Origin of the sequence: Rhizobacter sp. (assembly GCF_046595475.1) — a bacterium.
In the GTDB taxonomy this organism is placed as follows: Bacteria; Pseudomonadota; Gammaproteobacteria; order Burkholderiales; family Burkholderiaceae_C; genus Rhizobacter.
This window is the reverse complement of record NZ_JBKJOQ010000121.1, coordinates 1-18,093: the sequence shown is the minus strand read 5'-3', so window position 1 is coordinate 18,093 and position 18,093 is coordinate 1. Positions and strand designations below refer to the sequence as shown.

The window sequence follows — 18,093 nt, the reverse complement described above, 5'->3', positions numbered from 1 at the left end:
GCAATATCAAGACGGCTGGCAGCAGCAGCGCGAAGAAGGCCGCCAGGAAGTAGCGCGCCGGCAGGAAACCCTGGCCGAGGCGGATCATGCCCGACACCAGCGCCAGCGTGAGCGTGATCGAGATCACTGCCGTGGCCAGCAGGTGCGCGTAGGCCACAGAGATGAAGCAGATGGGCACAAGCGCCAGCGCCGCGTACATGTTGCCGCGTGCCACCCAGGCCAGCCGCGGCGCATGCTCCTTGAGGCGTAGAAATTCCAGGAAGAACTTGGTGTTGAATACCGCACCCAAAAAGAAGGCCACGTAGTGCCACGCCAGCCCGCGCCAGCCCAGCCAGTCGGACGCCACGTGCAGCGTCATCGCCCATGAGGCGGTGGCCGTCAACAGGTACATGGCGTAGTACAGCATCGCCTTGTCACGCACGCCAAAGTAGACGAAGAGGTTGTAGAGCGCGAGCGTGAGCATTGCGCCCAGAGCGCTGAGCGTGAGCACGTTCTCGGACACCACCGTCTTGCGATAGCCCGCCTGGCTTGCCACATACACGCTCGGGTAGCGTGCGAAGTAGCGGCTTTCGATGCGCAGCAGAATCTGTGCTTGCGCTCCGGGCGGCAGGTCGACATTGCCGCCGTAGTGCAGCATGTAGCTGCTGCTTGCGTTGTAGCCGGTGATGAAGGACTGCACCGGGTAGCCCTGCGCATAAACGTGCACCTCGATGCGCTCCATCAGCGCGCCCGTGGGGTCAACGACCCAGCGCGCTTGCAAGGTGTCGTTCTGCACGGTGGCGTAGAACCAGTAAGCGCCACCGAACAGGCTCACGCGCTCCACCTGCTTCTGCTTGGCCAGCCAGGCGGGCAGCTCGGCGGCGGTGGCGGGCGGCGTTTCTTCTTGCGCCGCGTAGAGTTGGCCGCGCGCTGCGATCTCTACTTCGGCATCGGCGTTGAGCGAGATCGGGCTCTGGCCCCAGGCTGCGGCAGACAACAAGCCGAAGGCCAGGGCCAGCCAGCGCAGCGCCGGCAAACGCCGGGTCAGGAAAGTGAACGACAGAGGCATCGCAGTTTTGGCTCCGTCAAACGGCAGTGCGGCCGAATGTAACCAGAAGTTCCGTGCTTGGACGTGACAGCGAGCCTGCACCGCGACGGAAGTCACACATGGCTCAAAGATCCTTCTCGCCCGCGATTGTTTCGGGGTAGCCGCAGATCGCCTGCGAGGCCTGCATGCCGGCCATCACCGCCGCTTCGACGCAGCCGGCATTCACGCCTGTCTTGATCCAGTCACCGGTCACGTACAGGTTGTCAAAGCCGGTGCCGTGGGTGCTGAGCCGGTGCTGCGTGCTGTTGACCACCGAGAGCACATAGCGCTCCGACGGGTCGACATTGGCGCGCCAGTACTGGCTGTCGAAGCGCTTCTCGCCGGTGGCCGCAGTGGTGTCGATCAGGCTGGCCCAATCGAAGTCTTCTGCTGTGGCCACCGATGGCCACAGCGCATAAATGTGGTGCTTGAGCTGGTTGACGGCCGACTGCTTCACCTGCTCGGCCATGCGCGCGGGGAAGTCGTGGTCGGTGAACGGCGGGTAGTCCTTGATGGGCAGCGCACTGCAGAAGTAGGAGATGTTCTTGGGCTCAAACCGGGTGGGCCAGTTTTCGCGTATCAGCGTCTGGTCCATCGGCGCCCAGGTGTCGAAGGGTTCGCTGAAGGCGGTCAGCACCGGCTCTTCGTGGTCGCGGCCAAAATACGTCCAGCCCAGCTGCTCCACGGTTTTGTTCAGCCACAGCTGGTAGGCCTGCGTGGCGGCGGTTTTCACATATTTGCACGAGGCCTGAAGCGCCGGGCTGCGTGCCACCAGCTGCGGGCACAACTGGGCCAGGCCATCGGCCGAGATGCCGAACACCACCTTGTCGAAATCAACGCCGCGCTGCAGCGTGAGGCTTGGCAGCGGTTTGCCGAATTCCTTTTGATAGCGCTCGGGCCAGTCGCTCCAGTTTGATTCGAGGTTCACTTGCGGGGTGGCTTGCAGCAGTGCGGCCTGTGCCGGGTCGAGCTGGTCGTAAAGCGGCTGGTTGGGCCAGCACTGCAGGCCTTTCACCGGGCGGGTCGGGTGGTAGTCATCACCCGCCAGTTGGGCCTGCTGCGTGATGCGGATCTGGCCGACATTTTTGCCGTCGGCGTCGGGCAGCAGCTCTTCGACTTGGTGGAAGAACTTGAACTTCACGCCGCGGCGTTGAAGCACCTCGTAGAAGGGCGTGAACACGGTGTCGCCCATGCCGGCCTGCATCTTCCACATGATGCCGCCCTGATAGCCGCAACTCATGCGCAAGATGCCGCGCAGCATGGTGCCGGCTTCGATGTTGGGCTTGTCGAACTCGCCGTCTTCATAGGCGAACACCAGGTCGTACAGGCCGCGTATGGGCGCCGAATAAACGCTGACCTTGGGGTTGGCGCCGTGGCGTATCAGCCAGTCGTAGAGGTCTTCGTCATTGATGACGTCGAAGCCCTTGGTGAACACGCCGTCTTCGAACATGCCGATCAGCGAGGTGATGGCCAGGTCGATGCAGATGTAGAGCCGGCGCAGCTCGTCGCTCACGTCGCTGGCTTCGGCGCGCTCGCCGAAGCGCGATTGCAGTGCGCCGCGCACGCCCTTGAGGGCGGCGGCCTGCAGCGCGTGATGGCCTTCGTCTTGCTCGCCGAGCACTGGCAGGCTTTGCGCGAAGGTGAGGGCCGCGTCAAACACGCTGTGCACGTCGGACACGATGGTTTCGACCGTGCGCTCCACATGCGCGGCGAGCGTGTGCAGCCAGTCGCCCACGTCGAACTCGGTCACCGACACTGAAGTGGTGGTGACGGTGGTGGTCGATGTCATTGAGGCCACGCCGTGCTTGCTGTCAAGGTCGTGCAGCCACTGCTTGATCCATTCGTACATGGTGAGTGCGATGTCCCACAGGCCGATGTCCTCGTCGCCATTGCCTGGCACGCCCGGCATGAGGGGTGTGTCGATCACCCACTGGCGCCAGGTGTTGTCGATCAGCTCGCTGAGGGCGAACGAATGCTGAGGTTTGAAGGCGTCTTGCCAGGTGGCCAGCGGTGCGCCGGGAGGGCGCCCCATCAGCTCGTAGGCGCGCTGTATGGTCTTGAAGGCGTTTTGGTAGAAGCCAAACCAGATGTGCAAGCCGTGCTCTTCGATGCGATCGCCCAAAGCGGCATTGCGGCCGCTGGCACCCTTGCCGCCCAGCCGCCAGCCCATCTGGTAGACGGTTATGTCGTACTGGTTCTGCCAGCCGGGTTGGTCGGTGAGGTAGAAGGCCGCGGTCATGGCGGCCACGCCGCCGCCGAGCACCGCAATCTTCTGTGGCGCGATCTGCGAGTTGTCGTGGATTTCAACGCCTGGCGTCACCTCGAAGTCGAAGCTCAGGTGGAAGGGCAAGATGGCCTGCTGCACACCCAGCGGCAGGCCCAGCGTGTCGTTAAGCGGGAAGCTGGCAAAGGGGTGCAGCGTGAGCTCGTAGTCGTCTTCGAACACCTCCACGCCGTGCACCGCGGTCACCATGGCCGGTGCGGCCACGATGGCCTGGTAAACCGCCTTGATACCGGAGGCGTCCGGGAACTGCTTCAGAAAGATCTGCTCGCAGCCCGGGCTGCGCAGCATGCCGGCAATCTGCGCCCAGCCTTCCTGGTCGAGCTCAAGCGTAGTGGGCAGGTTGGCCGCGATCAGCTCGATGGCTTCTTCGATCAGCTCGACGAAGCCGCCGAGCTTGCGTACACCGCTGCGGTTGGTGGTGGCCGCCACCTCCAGAATCGGGTGCTGCACCAGCGGTGAGTCGGGCGAGAAAGGTTGAAAGCCTTTCGCGGCCAACGAGAAGTAGCGCGCCGGCTCACCCGAGGCCGGCATGGTGTAGTCGCACAAGTATTTGGGGTAGCCGAAGAGCTCGCGGCCGTTGATCATGGCCATGCCATCGTCTACCCAGATGTGGCAGGGGTAGAAGAACACGCGGCTGATGCCGGTCTCGCCTTCGGAACCGCCGGGCCGCCCCAAGGTTCCGGAATCCCCTTGGGGGGCGGGCGACGCTTGCGTCGACCTTGGGGCCTTCTTCTTGATTTGACCCACCATCACCCAGGTGATGATGTCGGTCTCTTCGCCCCAGCCCTTGGCTTGGTCACTGGGCCTGGTGGAGTAGGCCCGCTGCACCTTGGTGAAGGTGAGCATCACGAACGGTGAAAACACCTGGAAGCGCATCTCGCCGCCGGCCACTGCGGTGAGCGTGCTGTCGACCGTGGCCTGCAGCTTCGCCAGGTCGCCCTTGACGAAGAAGCCGTACATCTCCGAGTCTTTGAGCTGCAGCGGCGGGTGCATCAGTGGCGAGCCGCCCGGATAGAGAAAGTCTGGGCGATTCGTCTTCGATGCTGTCATGGTGTTTGTTGTTGGGCAGCTGATGTGGCGCGAAGTATCGCTTCGCACCCTGGCGCCCCTGTGTCGTGAAAACCCGGTGCCTACTGCTACGACTGACTCAAGGCAGCTCGGTCAGGCGTTCTCGCCGTGCCAGGGCGGGAAAGAATTTCATCCACAACGCGGCCACGGCCAAGGTGCCGATTCCTCCTAGCAGCACCGAGCCCACCGGCCCGAGCAGCGCGGCCGTGGCCCCCGACTCAAACTCGCCGAGCTGGTTCGACGCCCCGATGAAGATCGAATTCACCGCCGCCACCCGGCCGCGCATGGCGTCGGGTGTTTCCAGCTGAACCAAAGACTGGCGTATGACCACGCTCACCATGTCGGCCGCCCCACTCACCCAAAGTGCTAGCAACGACAGAATGAACGCGGTCGACATGGCAAAAGCAACTGTCGCTAGCCCGTACAACGCCACCGAGCCCAGCATCACGCGGCCCACCCGCCGCGTGATGGGCCAGCGCGTCAGCAGCGCCGACATGCACAGCGCGCCCACAGCAGGAGCGGCGCGCAGCAGGCCCAGGCCCCAAGGGCCGACGTGCAGCACGTCTTTGGCAAACATGGGCAGCAAGGCGGTGGCGCCGCCGAGCAGCACCGCAAACAGGTCTAGCGAAATGGCGCCCAGCACCACCGGGCGCTGCCAGATGAACCTGAAGCCTGCCAGCACCGTGGCCAGCGACACCGGCTCCTTGGGCGGTGGCACGTGCGGGTGGCCTATGCGCAGGAACATCACGCCGGAAACGATGAAGGCCGCCACGCACACCGCATACACCACGCTCGCGCCGGCCACGTAGAGGAAGCCACCCAAGGCCGGGCCACCGATGATGGCCGTCTGCATGCCGACCGAACTGAAGGCCAGTGCGCGCGGCAGCACCGCGTTGGGCACCAACGAAGGCACGAGGGCCTGCTGCGCGGGCATCTGGAAGGCCTTGGCGATGCCCAGGCCCACCGACAGCCCCAGCAGCAGCAGCCTGCTGGCCCAGTGGCCCTGCGTGGCCGCCATCAGCAGCAGCGCCATCACCGCCTGGGCCGCCATGCACAAGGCGAGAACGCGCGCCCGGTCGTAGCGGTCGGCCACGTGGCCCGCCACCAGCGTGAGCAGCAGGGCGGGCAGAAACTGCAGCAGGCCGACCAAGCCCAGGTCCCAAGCGCTGCCGGTCAGCTCGTACATCTGCCAGCCCACCGCCACCATCAGCATCTGGTTGCCGGTGGTGCCGGCCACGCGCGCGTACCAGAAGCGCATGAAGGCCCGCAAGCCGAAGAGGCTGGCGGTGCCGATGGGGGCGCTCTCGGTCATGGGCAGTTGCAGCCCTTGTCGAAGACGATCTTCCAGACACCTGGCGACTCTTGCCGCCACACCGAGGTGAAGCTTGCCACCGCCTTGCCGCTCGGGTCGAACACCGGGCCGGTGGTCATGGCCAGCGTGCCGTTGTCCAGCACCTCCACGCGCTCGGGCTTCCAGGAGAAAGGGGCTTCAGGCGCGGTGAAAAAGCGTTTCCACCACTCGGCCACGGTGGCCTTGCCGTGCAAGGGCGTGGGGCCTGAGAAGAAGATGGTGTCCTCGGCCAGAAAGCTCGCAAAGCCTGCGTGGTTGCGGTCGGCCATGGTCTTGGCGAAGGCGGTTTCGGCTTGCGTGACCTGGCGTTGCAGGGCGACTCGGTCTACTGGCAGTGGCGCGGTGGTGCTGCAGGCCGCCAGCCATACTGCCATGGTGATGGCGACGATGAGGCGTAGGGAGGGCATGTTGGCTCCTGGGCTTTTGGAAGGTGGATGACGATGTTACGAGGCCACCACCACCCGCTAGAACGGCACTTCACTCTCGAAGCAAACCGTCTCGCCCGACACCGGGTGCACCAGGCTCAGCCAGCACGCATGCAGCAGCAGCCGCTGCGCCTGCTCGCGCACAGGGCCTGGCGCATACAAGCCATCACCCACGATCGGGTGGCCGAGCGACAGCATGTGCACGCGCAGCTGGTGTGAGCGCCCCGTCAGCGGCTCTAACGCCACGCGCGTTTGCGTGCCCAATCGCTCTAGCACTCGGTAGCGCGTCGATGAGGGTTTGCCGATGTCGAAGTCGACCTTTTGCAGCGGGCGATTTGGCCAGTCGGTGACGAGGGGGAGGTCGATCTGGCCCGCATCGGCCGCCACCGAGCCGGCCACCACCGCCACGTAGCGCTTGCCCACCTCGCGCTGTGCAAAGGCGTGGCTGAGCTGGCGTTGCATGGCCTTGCCGCGCGCAAACAGCAGCAGCCCTGAGGTTGCCATGTCGAGGCGGTGCACCACCAGCGCGTCAGCCGCCAACGAGAGCACGCGCGAGGCCATGCAGTCTTGCAAGCCCACCGCCCGGCCTGGCACCGAGGGCAGCCCGGCGGGCTTGTCGACGACCAGCAGGCTGTCGTCCAGGTAGATCACGTCGGGGGCAGGTGTCATCGTTACGCTTTGTGAGCCATGCGGGCACAGGCTCGCCGTATTCTCGCGTCCATGAAACGCTTGATTGCTCTCGGTACCTGGGTCGTGCTCTCTGCATGTGGCGGCAGCAGCGGGGGCGGTAACAACGCCACGCCACCGCCCACCGCGATGCGCGAAAGCCGCCTCGGCTTCAGCCCCTGGCCTTACGACGCCACCGCGGCTGCTGTGGACTGGACGTGGCAAACCATACGCACCGAGGGCGACATTGTTTCTCAGCACCTCGAAGAAGGCGTGCCCTGGCCGCAGGCGCTGTCGGGCGACCCCTTTCCCGCTTCTTATGCGCAGCTGCTCGCGGACCGCCGCGCGCGCGCCACCGGCAAGGCCGTGCTGGTGCAGATCAACCCGCTCAACCTCGGACGCGACGGCTTGGCGCTGCTGCGCAGCGACACCGTCAGCGCCGCGCTGCCTGCGCCTTGGAGCACCTACGCCCTCAACCATGCCAACGTGAAGGCGGCCTATCTGAATTACGCGCTGCGTGTGGCCGACGCGCTGGCGCCCGAAGTGCTGCAGATCGGCATCGAGGCCAACCAGCTCAAGCTGAAGCAGCCGGCGCTGTGGGCGCAGTATGTTGACCTTCATTGCAGCACCTACCGCGCCCTCAAGGCCGCGCGGCCGGCGCTCACGGTCACGGTGTCGGTGCTGGCACCGGCACTCTTTCCCGAGTACTCCAGCGAGTACGACCTGGCGGCACAGCAGTCCGCGCTGGCCGATCTCGCGCCCTGCACCGACCAGGCGGTGTTCTCGGTGCACGCCTTCATGAGCGGGCTGCTGGCCGACAGCTTCCCCGACAGCTATTTCGATACTTTGTTCGCGCGCTTGCCTGCGGCAATGCAGGTCAAGCCGCGCGCCATCTCCGAAACCAGCTACCCGGCGCAGGTGTGGAGCCTGCCCAACAATGGCAGCACGCTCACCTGGAGCGGCACGCCGGCCAAGCAGCGCAACTACGTGCGCGTGATGCTCGACGCCGCCCAGCGGCACCAGCTGCGCTACGTGGTCTGGTTCTCGGTGCGTGATTTCGACGCACTGTGGGCCAACGCCCTGGGCAGCGACACCACCTCGCTGGTCTGGCGTGACACCGGTCTTTTTGACGAAGCCGGTCAGCCGCGCGAGGCCATGGCCTTGTGGCGCGAGGCGATGGCCAAGCCCCTCAAACCCTGACCTGATTGGCGACCAACCTCAGTGCCCAAGACTGTTCGCTTAGCTCCGTTCGGCCTGAGGTATCGAAGGCCAGCGCTGGGCTTCGATACCTCAGCCCGAACGGAGCTTTGCTGAGGTTCGTCGCCAATCAAGAACCCTGATGACTCAGGCCTCAGAGCTTGGGAATGCGGATGCGGCTGATCATCAGCGAGCCCGACACGGCAAACATCAGCACCAGCGGGTGCAGCTTGAAGCCCGCGATTCCGATCTCACCGAACCACAGGTCTGCGCGCACGGCGCCTGCCCATGCCGCCGCCGCCAACACCGCCACGAGCAGGATGGACGTGGGAATGGGCGAGCCCTCGAAGTACTTCACCTTGTCACCACCGCCCGACAGGGTCTCGGCGGTGACGTTGTAACGCGCCAGCCGTGACACGCCGCATGCGACGAAGAAGGCCAGCACGATGCGGTCGTACAGGCCTTGCATGCCGCAGCCATAGGCAATGATCGCGGGGGCCACGCCGAAAGAGATCACGTCGGCCAGTGAGTCGAGCTCGCGCCCGAGCAGCGAGGTCTTTTGCCGCCAGCGGGCGATGCGGCCGTCGAGGATGTCGAACACCAGTGCCGCCAGCACCAGCGCGCAGGCGAAGTAGATGTGCCGCACGTCGCTCAGCTCAAGGTAGGTCATGACGGAAAAGAGCGCGCCCACGCCGCACACGGCATTGGCGAGCGTGAACCAGTCTGCGAGATGAAAGTCTCGGATCATCGAGAACGGCTTGTTGAGGGTGCTCATTGGGGGTGTCTTTCTGCTGTTGTGGGGGTCAGCGAGCGCTGCAGGCCATGCGCGAGCCGTCTTCGGAATCGCATGCCTGCATGCTATCCGCCAAAGCGCGGGGCCCGAGATCACCACGAGGCTTGTGTACAGAAAGACCACGGGCTGCTCAGCCCGTGCGTTCGACCAGCTTGAAGCGCTTCATGAGCCGCTCTTTCTGGCCAGGCGCGAAGTTGATCCGCGCGGGGTTGTGGCCGACGGCTTCGACAAGGCGCCTGTCCATCAGAGCGAACCAGAGCGGGGGAAAGTAGGACACCGGAAACATGCCGAAGTAGCCATTCGGCAGCTGCGGCACGTCATCGAAGTGCCGCAGCGATTGGTAGCGCCGCTTGGGGTGTGCATGGTGATCCGAGTGGCGCTGCAGGTGGAAGGTGGCCCAGTTCGAGAACACGTGGTTGCTGTTCCACGAGTGGTGCGGTTGGCAGGGCTCGTAGCGGCCGTTGGGCCCCTGCTGGCGCAGCAGGCCGTAGTGCTCCACATAGTTGGCCGAGGTGAGCTGGAAGTTCGCCCACAACGCGGTCGGCACGAGAAACAGCAGCACCTGCGGCCCCAGCCACAGGCTGAGCCCGCCCCACAGCGCGAGCGTGATGAGCGCGGGTTGAATCAGCTCGTTGTGCAGCGGCGACCAGAACGGCTGGCGGTCGATGCGCATGCGCTCGCGCTCAAGCGCCCAAGCGCGGCGGAAGGCGCCCGGCATCTCGCGCAGCACAAAGCGCCAGATCGACTCGCCCATGCGCGAAGAGGCCGGGTCGGCGGGCGTGGCCACGTCGCGGTGGTGGCCGCGGTTGTGCTCGATCGTGAAGTGCCCGTAGAAGGTGGGCGCGAGGATGAACTTGGTGAGCCAGCGCTCCAGCGTCGAGCCCTTGTGGCCCATCTCGTGGCCCAGGTTGATGCAGAAGCCGCCCACGCCGCCGGTAGAAATGATCAGACCGATCTCGCCCACCCAGGTGATGGGCGTGGTCTGGCTGAACCAGGCGGCGTAGATGAACGCGCCCCACAGCAGCGGCACCAGCGCATAGGTGATGACGCGGTAGTAGGGGTCGGCCTCCAGGCCGGGCACGGCCGTCTCGGGCGGGTTGCTGGTGTCGTGGCCGAGCGCGAGGTCGATCACCGGGGCGATCAGGTAGAAGAAGATCACCGGGAGCCACAGCATCAGCGTGGTGCGCTGCCATTGCCACAGCAGCGGGCCGGTGGCCACCGCCACGGGCACCGCCAGCGACATGATCCAGGCCAGGCGCTTGTGGTCGCGGTACGGCGGCGTCGGGTGCTGCGGAAGTTTCAAACTCATGTGCGTTGTCTCCAGATTTCACACAGCCCCTGGCTGCTGATGTTGCGGAGTGTGGCCGCGCCGCGCTGCGGCAAACACCGATGGCGGCGACATTCAGTCGTCATAAAGTGACACGAACCCGTGCAACCCCTGCGAGGCAGGGAAGACCCCATGGCCACACGTGGCGACCCGTCGCACCGCATGCCCGAGCACAGCGCGCTCGTGCACCCCATCTACGCGCGCTTGCTGCGCATGCTGCTGCAGCAAGCCGAGGTGGACGGCGACCGCGTGCTCGCGGCCGCGGGGCTGGACTGGGGCACGCTGATGACCGAAGACCGCCGCCTCGGTCGCGAAACGGTGATGCGCCTCGCGCAGGCGGCGATGGCAGCCACCCGGCGGCCCTGGCTGGGGCTGGACCTGGGCGACAACGCCCCCGTCTCGGCCCACGGCGCGCTGGGCTACGCCGCCGTCACCGCGCACCGCCTGCGCGAGGCCCTGGAGACGCTCGCGCGCTATGCCGCCATACGCAACGACGCGCTCTGCTGGAGCTACACGCCGCAGGCCGGCGGCGCGGTGGTGCGTGCCGTTGAGCTGGCCGACCTGGGCCCGGGCCGCGGCTTCGTGGTGGACACCGTGCTCGCCGCCGTGCTGCGCGTGGTGGCCACGGCCGTGGGCCAGTGGCCGGCATCGCTGCGTGTGGACCTGCCGTTCGCCGCGCCGCCCTGGCGCGAGCAATACCAGCGCTTCGCGCCCGTGGAGATGCGCTTCGGCCAGCCCGTGCTGGCCCTGCATTTCGATGCCGCGGCGCTTGCGTTGCCCTGCTTGGGTGCTGATGCCAAAGCGCATGCAGCGGCGTGCCGCGACTGCGAGGAGGCGCTCGCCGAGATGGCCGGCGCCAGCCTCGCGCAGCGCGTGGCCAGCCTGCTGGCGGGCGTGCAAATCGGCGCAAACATCGGCGCGAACGTCGGCTCGCCTGCAGGCGGGTATCCACAGCTGGCGGATGTGGCCGCGCAGTGCGGCCTGTCGCCGCGCACCCTGATGCGCCGCCTGCGTGCCGACGGCACGCGCTACCAGCACTTGCTCGACGCCGCCCGCAAGGAGCGCGCACTCTGGTTCCTGCAGCACACGGAGCTGCCGGTGGAAGAGATCGCGGGCCGGCTGGGTTATGTCGACGTCTCCAACTTCAGCCGCACCGTGCGCCGCTGGTTCGCGGCCACGCCGGGGGCGCTGCGCGAGTCGGCGCGCACGCGGGGCTGACAGCACTGGTCTTAATTCCACTGGTGAATACGTGCACTGGTAGCAGCGCGGGGCCGGCGGTATAAGTTTCGCCCGCAGGTGCGAAACCGCGCTGCGGGCCCCGCCCCAATCACAACGCCAGGAGACCTTGAATGAGCGCTTTCCACACTCGCAAACCCTGTGATTCATCGCCACCCGCTGCACGTTGGCGAGCGTGGGCCGCCGCGGCCGCGCTGCTGGCCGTGCCGGCCTGGGCAGGTGCGGCCGGCGTGCACGTGCGTTTCGACTTGGCCAGCCCCGCCACCAGCCCCTTCCCGAGCGACCGTTTCACCAAGGTCGACTGGACGCAAAAGACCTTCAAGCGCGTGAACCTGCCCAAGCCCGACTGCGCGGCGCGGCCCAGCGACTGCGCTGACATCGACGTGATCAACCAGCTCGACGGCTTCAACACCCAGCCGCGCATCACCATCCCGTTCAGCGGCGACATCGACCCCGCCAGCGTCACCAGCGACACCGTCTACCTGGTGAACCTGGGTGACACCCTGAGCGGCTGGGGCTTCGGTCAACGCGTGGGCATCAACCAGGTGCTGTGGGACGTGGCCTCCAAGACGCTGGCGGTCGAGTCCGACGCCTTGCTGGCCGAGCACTCCCGCTATGTGCTGGTGGTGACCACCGGCGTGCGCGACGCAGCGGGCCACGCCATCGAGGCAGGCCCCTTCGGCCGCTTTCGCCAAGACTTCGGGCGAGGCCAGGGTCGCGACAAAGACAGAGAAAAAGACAGAGACCGCGACGACGCCGACTACGGAAAGTCGTTGCTCGATGGCCAGCACGTGAGCGGCGCCCCGCACGCGCGCATTGCGGCGCTGAGCCTCTTCACCACCCAGAGCACCACGGCTGACCTGGAAAAGATCCGCGCGCAGATCAAGCACTCACGCCCTGCGCCGATCGACTTCAACATCGGCACCTCGGCCGCAGGCCCCGCACGCGCGGTGTTTGCGCTGAGCGCCTTGGCCGGTATCCAGTTCAACCGGCAGACGGGTGCCGCTCCGGTGTTCACGCCGTCCTTCCTGCCCACGCCGGCCTTGAACGTGGTGCCCGGCTCGGTGGCGAGCTTGGCTTTCGGCAAGTTCCGCTCGCCCGACTACCAGACGCCGCAGAAGTACATCCCCGTCACGCCGACCTTGCTGGGCCAGCCCCAGGTGCAGGGCAGCAATGAGCTGATCGTCGAGATGTTCCTGCCTTCGTCGCCCAAGCCCGCGGGCGGCTGGCCTGTGGCCATTTTCGGCCACGGCTTCACCGACAGCATGTATGGCGCGCCGTGGACGGTGGCCTCGGTGCTGGCCTCGCGCGGCATCGCCACCGTGGCCATCAACGTGGTGGGCCATGGCGGTGGCGCCCTGGGCACGCTCAACGTGCTGCCCACGGGTGGCGCGCCAGTGGCAGTGCCGGCGGGCGGGCGCGGCATCGACCAGGACGGCAATGGCAGCATCGACTCCACCGAAGGCGTGAACGCCACCGCGCCGCGCACCATCATCAGCAGCCGCGATGGCCTGCGCCAGACGGTGGTCGACCTGATGCAGTTGGTGCGCCAGATCGAAGGCGGTGTTGATGTGGACGGTGACGGCGCGGTCGACCTTGATGCCTCACGCATCTACTACGCCGGCCAGTCCTTCGGCGGCATCTACGGCACCATCTTGCTGGGCGTGGAGCCCAACATCCAGGCCGGTGTGCCCAATGTGCCGGGCGGCTCCATCACCGAGGTGGCACGCCTGGGCGTGTTCCGCGGGCTCACCGGCCAGGCCCTCGCCACGCGTGTGCCCTCGCTCATCAACGTGGTCGACCCCAGCGGCATCGCGTTCAACGAGAACATCCCTTTGCGCAACCTGCCACCGGTGGTCAACAGCGTGGCCGGTGCCATGGCGATTCAGCAGCTGCTGGAGCGCAACGAGTGGGTGCAGCAGTCGGGCAACCCGGTGTCGTATGCCTCGTACATCCGCAAGAACCCGCTGCGAGGCAATGCGCCCAAGCCGGTGATCGTGCAATTCGCCAAGGGCGACACCGTGGTGCCCAACCCGACCAGCACCGCCATCGTGCGCGCAGGTGACCTGGCCGATCGCGTTACCTACTTCCGCAACGACCTGGCCTACGCCGCCAACAACGCCGTGGGCAAGGGGCCGCACACCTTCCTGACCAACATCGGCAATGCGGCGACAGCCCCGTATGCAGTGGCGGCGCAAGCGCAGATCGCAGTGTTCTTTGCATCCAACGGCGCGCTGGTGATCGACCCCGACGGCGCGGGGCCGTTCTTCGAGACGCCGATCACGCTGCCGCTGCCGGAGGGGCTGAACTTCATTCCATAACACGCACCGCCTCCGTTCGGGCTGAGCCTGTCCAAGCCAGCGCCAGCCTCGGTGCGGGCACTTCGACAGGCTCAGTGCGAACGGATTCCGGAACGCTCGCGCAGCCTGAGCGTGAGGCCCACCGGCGACATGGCAAACGCCATGTGCTCGCGGGCCTCACCACCGTCGGGCGTGCCCACGCTGTCGATCTCGAAGCTGCTGAGCAGCATCGCCATCGCCATCTTGATCTCGAGCATGGCGAGGTAGCGGCCCGGGCACACGCGGGCACCGGCGCCGAACGGCATGGCCACGCGCTTGGGCGAGCTGGGTGTAAGCGAAGGGTCGGCGTGGTCGAGCCAGCGCGCAGGGTTGAAGGCCGTGGGGTCGGGGAAATGGCTCTGGCTCACGCTGTCGTGCCGCATCACGCACCAGACGAAGGTGCCCTGGGGCACGTGAATGTCGGCCACGGTGTGGTCGCGCAGGGCTTCGAGCACGATGAACGGGCCCACCGGCTTGAGCCGCATGGTCTCTGATGCGCAGGCTTCGAGGTAGTCGAGCGAGGCCATCTGCTCGGGCGTGAAGTCGGCGGGGGCTGGCGCCAGGCGCATCACCTCTTCGGTGGCGCGCTGCAGGGCCTGCGGGTTGCGCTGCAGCAGGTAGATCATCCATGCCAGCGTGTTGGCGGTGGTGTCCTCGCCGGCCAGCAGCATGGTGAGCACGTTGCCGGCCACGTGCTGATCGTTCACACCGCTGTCGCCCTGGTCGGCGGCGGCGATCATGCCTTCGAGCAGGTTGGTGGGCTGCTCGCGCAGCGCCGGGTTATTGCGCATGCGCTCACGCGCTTGCGCGATGAACTGGCCGATGGCTTCGTTGATCGCGACCACGCTGCGGTCGAGCTCGCGGTCGACCTTCAGGCGAAAGTAGCGCCAGTACGGGAAGCGCGCAAAGATGCGCCTGAAGAGTGCGGGGAAGATCTTGTCCAGGTGCTGCTGGATAACCTCGTGGTCAGACTCCAGCGTGTTCATGTCGGTGCCGAAGGCGAGGCCGGCCACGCCGTCGACCGTGTAGCGCATCAGGTCTTCCTGCAGCACGATGGTGGTGCCGCTGCGCGCGGCCTTCTGCCATCGCCCTTGCAAGCGCTTCGTCACCTTGAGCAGCGAAGGAAAGTAGGCCCGCACGTGGCCAGGCGCGAAGCTCGCCATCACCATGCGCCGCTGGTCACGCCAAGCCTGCCCCTCGGCGCCGAAGACGCCGGGCTTGAGGCCCATCTCTAGGCCCACGGTGCTCGACCGCGTGGTGCGCCGAAACCCATCGGGCCGGTCTTTCAGCAGGCCGGCGATGACCTCGTGGTCGGTGACGGCAAAGGCGTTCATCGTGCCCAGCTTGAAGCGGAAGAAAGGCCCGAACTCGCGGCCCCACTTCTCTACGTCGAGGTGTATGCGATCGAGCTTGATCTGCAGGGCGTTGCCCAGCACGGGGATGCCACGCGGCCCCGGCAGGTCGGCAATGCTGCGCAGCGGCGCAGCCGAGGTGGTGATGGCCATGATGATCTCGCGAAGGGGCACCGCGCCAAGACCTGGCGGCGGTGCCCATTCTGAGTCAACTGGCGCGGGGGTTATCTGCGCCAGTCGCGATCTCGATCGCGATGGTGGTAATCGTAGTAGCCGGGGCCGTAGCCTGGCTCAATGACGACGGCGCGTGTCCGATAGGCTGGCACCGGCACCACCACGCACGCGCTGAGCAATTGCGTGGCGAGCACCACACCCAAGGCGCCGAGCACGCGGCGGTTGATGAACTTATGCATTGTGTTTACTCCTGGGCGCCGAGGTGTGGCCCCCAGGGTGTCAACGGTTGCAGGTGGGCGGGTGTTGACGTGGCCAGGTTGCTGCAAGGTAAAGCCTGTGCCTTGCTTCCACCATGCGGAATCACTCAAGCTCGCCGCGCTGTTTCAGCTCTATGCACTGCGCGTGCAGCGCAAACTTCGGGCGCTTGCATTGCGTTTGCAGACAGTAGTACAGCGAGAAGTTTGCGCGCGACCCGCACACGGCGCGGGGGTTGTTCGCTTCCGCGTCAGCAGCGGTGGCAGCGGCTTTGGCGGCCGCTTCTGCCCTTTCTGCTTTCTTGCTGCGGGGCTTTTCGGGTGCGGCTTGCGCTATCAACACGGCGGATGCTTCTGCCGCCGCGGGTGCCAAGGCCGTGGGGGCCAATGCCGCGGTGGCGGCACTCGCTGGCGCTTCAGCGACCAACGCTGCGCTGGCGGCGGGCTGTGGCGGCGATGCAGCGGGTGCAACGGTCGATGCCGACATGGTGGGGACCTGAGCCGGCAGGGATGCGGGTGTTATGACGGCCGCGCTCACTGCGATTGGCGCTGCGGCCACGACCGACGACGGCCCGGGCCGCATTTGCGTCCACCACCAGCCGCCAAGCGCTGCCAAGGCCACGGCGCAGAGGCTGGCCACCCACAGCGGGCCCTGGCGGCCTGGGGGCGGGGCAGCTGTTTGCAGGCCGCTGTCGGTGGCGACCCACTCTTCCCGCGCCGGCCGTACGTTGAATGCTGGCGCCGGTGGAGACGACGAAACAGCAGCAGAGACCGGAGGGGCAGCAGACGCCGGTGTGCGATCTAGCCATTTCTGAAAGTCGGCCACGTCACGAGGCCGGTCGCGTGGCTTCACCGAGAGGGCCTTGTCGATGCCAGCCAGAAAGGCCGCGCTGTAAAGCACTGCGGGGAACTGCGCGGCGCGTGCGCGTACGGCTTCAACCAGGGGGCGCTGGGGGTCGGCCGCGGTGCGCGCGGTGGCCCTGGCCGGCGGCTGCCCGGTGATGGCGAAATGCAGCACACCGGCGAGTGCATAGAGATCGGTCCATGGCCCTTGCGGCAGCGTGGCAGATTCGCTGTACTGCTCGATCGGGGCATAGGCCGGGTTGAGCAGTGCCGAGAGCGACAAGGCCTTGTCGCTGGCCACCCGGTTGGAGGCCGCGAAGTCGAGCAGCACGGGCCGGCCTTCGGCCAGCATGAAGATGTTGTCGGGTGAGATGTCGCGGTGGTAGCACTGCATGGCGTGCAGCGTGCTCAGCGCGCTCAGCAGCGGCGTGAGCATGGCGCGCAGCCAGGCTTCGTCGGGCGGGTGGGGCAGGGCCTTCAGGGTGGACGCGAGGGTCTGGCCGCCGTAGTAGGGCATCACCATGTAGGCGGTGTCGTTCTCTTCCCAGAAACTTTGCACGTGTGCGAGTGACGGGTGCTCGAAGCGCGAGAGCAGCTTGGCTTCAGTGAGGAAGGCGGTCTTGCCGCTCGCAAAAGCCTCGGGCGTTGCCGAAGGCTTGGGCACCACCTGGGGGCCGCTGCGGCGGGCGGCCAGCGCGGTGGGCAGGTATTCCTTGATCGCCACCTGGCGCTGCAAGGATGAGTCGAGCGCCAGGTAAACCACGCCGAAGCCGCCACGGCCCAGCACATCGATGATCTGGTAGCCACCAAGGCGCGTGCCTGAGGGCAAGGCATCACGTGTCAGCGCCGCGTCGAATTGCTGCGTGGAGGGGCCGAAATCAGAAGAGGGCATCTTGGGAATTCTTGAAGGGCGCTGTGGGCATCAAACGGGGCGCAAGCCGCCCCCGCAGGGTTATAGAGCAAAGGGCGCGCCCGCCGTACAGCGCCAGGGTCGATGGCGTGGCGAGGTGCCAACAAACTCTCGGTTGGGCGGTGGATGAAGCGGCCGAAGGTGTTGCCTTCGCGACGCATCTCGCCGCCAGCCAGTGCTACCGTGCCGCCTCCATCCACCACACAAGGACGCGAGACATGGGCGTGCAACTCACCAAGCAGGCGATCGACCTCGGCATCGTCACCACCAACGGCCCGGCCATGCTGGGCTTCTACCGCGACGTGCTGGGCTTCAAGTATTTGCGTGACATGCCCATGCCCGGCGGCGGCTTGATGCACCAGATGCTGTGCGGCGACAGCATGATCAAGCTGGTGGTGCTCGACAAGGCACTGGCCGTTGCGGCACCTGGCGGCCCCCAGGGCGGCAGCGGTTATCGCTACTGGACCATGACCGTCAGCAACCTCGCCGAAATGGTGCAGGCTTGCGCTGACGCCGGCCACAAGGTGGTGATGAAAGAGCGCGAGCTGCGCCCGGGCGTGAAGATCGCCATGGTTGAAGACCCGGACGGCAACTGGGTTGAGTTCCTGGCGCTGGGCTGATTGCTGCCACGTCATTCCCGGCACCAAACGCTCAGCCTTACCGCCACCCGGTCGGTTTTGCGGTGATCTTGTTCACTGCGTGAGGCCGCGCCGGGAGTTCGGCCCGGCGGCCGACCTCCTTTCTTTGTGTCGATGTTCAGACGCGGGACAGGGGTAACGGGTGTGCACAGACATGGGTAACACCTTCT

The 18,093-nt window shown here is 66.3% G+C and carries 14 protein-coding genes; 4 read left to right on the top strand and 10 right to left on the bottom strand.

Going from position 1 to position 18,093, the window contains the following annotated elements; genetic code table 11:
• The 5 genes from AC30QB_RS21765 to AC30QB_RS21745 all read right to left on the bottom strand — a co-directional run.
• On the bottom strand, positions 1-1,048 hold a 1,048-nt coding region (locus tag AC30QB_RS21765; RefSeq protein WP_489548369.1), incomplete at its 3' end, for a 7TM diverse intracellular signaling domain-containing protein.
• A gap of 103 nt (positions 1,049-1,151) precedes the next feature.
• A complete protein-coding gene (locus AC30QB_RS21760; protein WP_489548368.1) occupies positions 1,152-4,400 on the bottom strand; it encodes an NAD(P)-binding protein in 3,249 nt (1,082 codons plus the stop codon).
• Positions 4,401-4,497: 97 nt separating this feature from the next.
• Positions 4,498-5,730, bottom strand: coding sequence for an MFS transporter (locus AC30QB_RS21755; protein WP_489548367.1), 1,233 nt, complete (start codon positions 5,728-5,730; stop codon positions 4,498-4,500).
• Positions 5,727-6,176 carry a YybH family protein gene (locus AC30QB_RS21750; protein ID WP_489548366.1) on the bottom strand — a complete coding sequence of 150 codons (450 nt, stop codon included), beginning with the start codon at positions 6,174-6,176 and terminating at the stop codon, positions 5,727-5,729. Before AC30QB_RS21750 ends, AC30QB_RS21755 begins: the two co-directional genes overlap by 4 nt.
• A gap of 57 nt (positions 6,177-6,233) precedes the next feature.
• Positions 6,234-6,863: an RluA family pseudouridine synthase gene (locus AC30QB_RS21745; RefSeq protein ID WP_489548365.1), complete on the bottom strand. Its 630-nt coding sequence runs from the start codon at positions 6,861-6,863 to the stop codon at positions 6,234-6,236.
• Positions 6,864-6,914: 51 nt separating this feature from the next.
• On the opposite strand from AC30QB_RS21745, the gene AC30QB_RS21740 reads away from it, so the two are divergent.
• Positions 6,915-8,060 (top strand): hypothetical protein, encoded by a 1,146-nt coding sequence (locus AC30QB_RS21740; protein WP_489548364.1) that lies wholly within the window; start codon positions 6,915-6,917, stop codon positions 8,058-8,060.
• Positions 8,061-8,211: 151 nt separating this feature from the next.
• Here the strand turns inward: AC30QB_RS21740 and pssA are convergent, their stop codons facing one another.
• Positions 8,212-8,832 (bottom strand): CDP-diacylglycerol--serine O-phosphatidyltransferase, encoded by a 621-nt coding sequence (gene pssA, locus AC30QB_RS21735; protein ID WP_489548363.1) that lies wholly within the window; start codon positions 8,830-8,832, stop codon positions 8,212-8,214.
• Positions 8,833-8,980: 148 nt separating this feature from the next.
• Entirely contained in the window at positions 8,981-10,159 is a 1,179-nt protein-coding gene (locus AC30QB_RS21730) for an alkane 1-monooxygenase (RefSeq protein ID WP_489548362.1), read from the bottom strand.
• Positions 10,160-10,309: 150 nt separating this feature from the next.
• On the opposite strand from AC30QB_RS21730, the gene AC30QB_RS21725 reads away from it, so the two are divergent.
• Together AC30QB_RS21725 and AC30QB_RS21720 are read left to right on the top strand one after the other, a co-directional pair.
• The gene (locus tag AC30QB_RS21725; protein ID WP_489548361.1) at positions 10,310-11,395 is read left to right on the top strand and encodes an AraC family transcriptional regulator; all 1,086 of its coding nucleotides are present in this window, start codon (positions 10,310-10,312) and stop codon (positions 11,393-11,395) included.
• 131 nt (positions 11,396-11,526) lie between these two features.
• The gene (locus AC30QB_RS21720) at positions 11,527-13,734 is read left to right on the top strand and encodes an Ig-like domain-containing protein (RefSeq protein ID WP_489548360.1); all 2,208 of its coding nucleotides are present in this window, start codon (positions 11,527-11,529) and stop codon (positions 13,732-13,734) included.
• A gap of 71 nt (positions 13,735-13,805) precedes the next feature.
• Here AC30QB_RS21720 and AC30QB_RS21715 read toward each other — a convergent pair whose 3' ends face one another.
• The 3 genes from AC30QB_RS21715 to AC30QB_RS21705 all read right to left on the bottom strand — a co-directional run bounded on the left by AC30QB_RS21715 (position 13,806) and on the right by AC30QB_RS21705 (position 17,267).
• Positions 13,806-15,257 (bottom strand): cytochrome P450, encoded by a 1,452-nt coding sequence (locus AC30QB_RS21715; RefSeq protein ID WP_489548359.1) that lies wholly within the window; start codon positions 15,255-15,257, stop codon positions 13,806-13,808.
• A 71-nt stretch (positions 15,258-15,328) separates the two neighbouring features.
• Positions 15,329-15,517 carry a hypothetical protein gene (locus tag AC30QB_RS21710; RefSeq protein WP_489548358.1) on the bottom strand — a complete coding sequence of 63 codons (189 nt, stop codon included), beginning with the start codon at positions 15,515-15,517 and terminating at the stop codon, positions 15,329-15,331.
• Positions 15,518-15,638: 121 nt separating this feature from the next.
• Positions 15,639-17,267, bottom strand: a complete 1,629-nt coding sequence (locus AC30QB_RS21705) for a serine/threonine protein kinase (protein ID WP_489548357.1) — start codon at positions 17,265-17,267, stop codon at positions 15,639-15,641.
• A gap of 236 nt (positions 17,268-17,503) precedes the next feature.
• On the opposite strand from AC30QB_RS21705, the gene AC30QB_RS21700 reads away from it, so the two are divergent.
• The gene (locus AC30QB_RS21700) at positions 17,504-17,905 is read left to right on the top strand and encodes a VOC family protein (protein WP_489548356.1); all 402 of its coding nucleotides are present in this window, start codon (positions 17,504-17,506) and stop codon (positions 17,903-17,905) included.
• Positions 17,906-18,093 lie beyond the last annotated feature (188 nt).